Annotated in this window: 3 protein-coding genes; all 3 read right to left on the reverse strand. The window is 42.4% G+C overall.

The features are described from left to right. Positions 1 to 26: 26 nt before the first annotated feature. Entirely contained in the window at positions 27 to 503 is a 477-nt protein-coding gene (locus L1D51_RS20995) for a transcription elongation factor GreAB (RefSeq protein WP_054561626.1), read from the reverse strand. A gap of 76 nt (positions 504 to 579) precedes the next feature. Continuing rightward, positions 580 to 1,500: a protein translocase subunit SecF gene (secF, locus tag L1D51_RS21000; protein WP_239964770.1), complete on the reverse strand. Its 921-nt coding sequence runs from the start codon at positions 1,498 to 1,500 to the stop codon at positions 580 to 582. Continuing rightward, positions 1,497 to 3,308 (reverse strand): protein translocase subunit SecD, encoded by a 1,812-nt coding sequence (gene secD / locus L1D51_RS21005; protein WP_239964771.1) that lies wholly within the window; start codon positions 3,306 to 3,308, stop codon positions 1,497 to 1,499. The genes secF and secD overlap by 4 nt, the downstream gene beginning before the upstream one ends. Positions 3,309 to 3,345 lie beyond the last annotated feature (37 nt).

The following is a 3,345-nucleotide window of genomic DNA, read 5'->3' on the forward strand; positions in this document are numbered from 1 at the left end:
AATTTACTGATTAAAAATACCAATAATTAAATTAACTGTTCTATGGCGTACAACTGTTTATTGCCAGCAATAGAGAGTTCAACTTCATCATCAAGGCTCTTTCCAATCAATTGCTTACCTAACGGCGCTTCTCGTGTCACAACATAAATAGGCTGTTCTTTTACGGTGACTATTAAGCCACCTGCACTTGGGCCCATAAAAAACCACTTTGCGTAATCTTGTTCATCGACAAGACACACTAATGCACCTTCACGAACCTTATTAAATTCGCTTTCTTTAAACACCGTATTGAATGCCTGAATATCACGGTAGCACTCATTAACCCGTTCAGCTTGCCCTTGCGCTAAGTATGCGGCCTCTAAACCCAAGGTATCGTATTGGGTTTCAGCAACACTTTCTTCGTGGGTTGCAGCGTCATGAGCCGCTTTTGCAGCTGCTTTGGCGTTTTGCAGTTGTGCCTCTAGCGCAAAGCGTAAATGTTCAATTACGTGTGTTTTATTCATATCAAAGCAGTTAAAACAGAAAAGCCGCTATTCTATGGAAAAATAGCGGCTGATGAAAGTAAGTTATAAAACTGACTTACGGCATGTCCATATAGGCTTTGGTTTTATCATCCAGTGTTTGGGTGTAATTTTCTGAACTTAACCCCAATAACTGCGGCAAGGTAGCGGCGATACAAATCGATGAGAAGGTTCCCACCACAATGCCTGCAAATAACGCAATGGCAAAGCCCGTTAATGCAGCACCAGCAAGCAACCAAATACAGGCAATGGTCGCAAGTGTTGTGCCTGAGGTGATCAATGTACGCGTTAACGTAGAGCCAATTGCATCATTAATCACAACATGGGTGTTAATGCGTTGATTGTCTGACTGAATACGTAAAAGCTCTCTGACTCTGTCGCCAACTATAATTGAGTCATTTAATGAATAGCCAATAATAGCTAGTAAACTCGCCAGTACGGTTAAATTAAACTCAAGCTCTAGCAAGGAAAACAAACCAAGCACTAAAGTTAAATCATGTAACAGTGCAACCACTGAACCTACCGCGAGTCGCCACTCAAAGCGCACTGCAAGATAAACCATAATTGCAATCAGCGCCGCAAATAAAGCTAAACAACCTTGTTCAAAAAGCTCATCACCCACTTGTGAGCCTAAAAATGAGCTAGATAATACGCTATAGTCTACACCTTGCTCATTCAGCTCTGCTTGCCAAGTACTGCCTTTGCTAGCCTCTGGCGCTTCTCTTAAAACAAAGTGATATTCACCTGCTTTAGTGATGGTTAATTTGCTTGCAACCTCGGGGCTTAACTTTGCCTTTAAATCAGCAATTGTCGTGACTGACGTTGTGTTAATTTCACTGATGTAGCCACCTGTAAAATCAAGGCCAAAATTTAGCCCTTTTACAGATAAAACACCTAGGCTCGCGATGACTAAAACACAACTTAGCACTAGCCCTAAAACGCGTGCTTTACTCGCCGCAGTTAATGTTGACCAACTCATGCTTTAGCCCCCGTCAAATTGGTTAGTTTAATGTAGAGTGTTTGGCTAAGCGCTTTTGAAATATAAACGCCAGTAAAGACACTAGTTAATAGCCCAAGCGCTAATGTGATTGCAAAGCCTTTAACCGGTCCATATCCAATGGCGTATAGGATAATTGCTGTGATCATGGTTGTTACATTGGCATCAAAAATGGTCGTAAATGCTTGGTTATAGCCTTGTTCAATCGCTTGATAAGTAGGTCGACCTTTACGTTTCTCTTCTTTTATTCGCTCAAAGATAATCACATTTGTATCAACTGCCATCCCTATTGTTAAAACAAGCCCTGCAATACCTGGCAGTGTCAACACAACACCCGGCAATAACGACATTAAACCAACTAAAGCCGTTAAATTAAGGAGTAAAGCAATATTGGCAATCAATCCTAAGCGACGATACCAAAGCGCCATAAATGCAAGGGTAATACCGATGCCCAGCATTAACGCAGCTAAGCCGTGTTCAATGTTTTCACTGCCTAAGCTTGGGCCTATGGTTTGTTCTTGTACAATGGTCACTGGCGCTGTGAGTGAACCTGCGCGCAGTAAAAGCGCTAAATCGTAGGCTGCTTGCGGGCTTTTCATATTAGTAATACTAAAACGAGAACTTAAATGCTGGGCAATGTTTGCCACATTGATCACTTCGCTTTTTTTAACAACGTCGCCATTTGCATCCCGAGAGTATTCCGAATACACCGTGGCCATAGGCTTTCCTATATTGTGCTTAGAAAATGCAGACATCGCATCGCCACCTTGCGAATCTAAACTAAGCTGAACTAAAGGCTTGCCCCATTCATCTTTACCAACGCTGGCATTATTAATGTGATCACCTGAAAAAATCGCAACAGGGTTTAAATTAACAACGCCACCGCCTTGCACATTAAACGCTTTACCACCTACTTCGACAACCTGGTAAAAATCGAGGGTCGCAGTTGCACCAATAATACGCTTAGCTTCTGATGGGTCTTGCACACCGGGTAACTCAATGCGAATGCGCTGCTTACCTTGTCTTTGCGTTACCGCTTCTGTGATACCAAGCTCTTCAATACGACCACGCAGGGTTGTTAAGCTTTGCGCCATAACTTGTTTATTAAATTCGCTTTGGCTTTGCTCATTAAAATGCAGTAATACCGTGGTTAGGTTATTTGTTGTTGATTTAGTTTGCATCAGGCCTTTGAATTGACCTTGCAACGTTGAAACAAGCCCTGCGAGTTGCTCCTCACCACTTGGTAAAATTTGTAGCTCAACCCCTTCTTTGACTTCACTTGCCCGTATCCCACGGATTTTGTCTTTACGAAGCGTCAATTTAGTTTGTTGATACACACTGTTTAAGTGCTCTTGCATTGCTTTATCAAGGTCAACATCAAGCACAAATAACACCCCACCATTTAAATCGAGTCCCAATTTAATCGGTGATAGACCCAGCTGCTGGAGCCATTGCGGGCTTGTCGCATGCTCAACAATTTTAGCCTCTAGTTGTGGGTATTGTGTTTTGATAAAACTCAGCGCATTGGCACTTTGAGTAGGCTCAGCTAATAAAATAGCCAGCAGTGCTTGGCTATCATTGGCTTCAGTCACTTCAAAACCATGTTGATTTAGTGATGTTGTCACACTTTGCAGCGTCACAGTTTGATCTGGCAAGCTAATGTGCAACCAAGATTTGTTAGGGTAAAGGTTAGGTAGTGCACTAACCGCTAATAAAAAACACGCCGCTATCATAGCGACATAACTCATTTTTAGACGACGCCATAGCGCCGGCTTTGATTTATGTGACATACATGACTTCCTTCCGGCATTGTCAGCCGGTAAATAT

This window comes from Pseudoalteromonas shioyasakiensis (assembly GCF_022398475.1).
Taxonomy (GTDB): Bacteria; Pseudomonadota; Gammaproteobacteria; order Enterobacterales; family Alteromonadaceae; genus Pseudoalteromonas.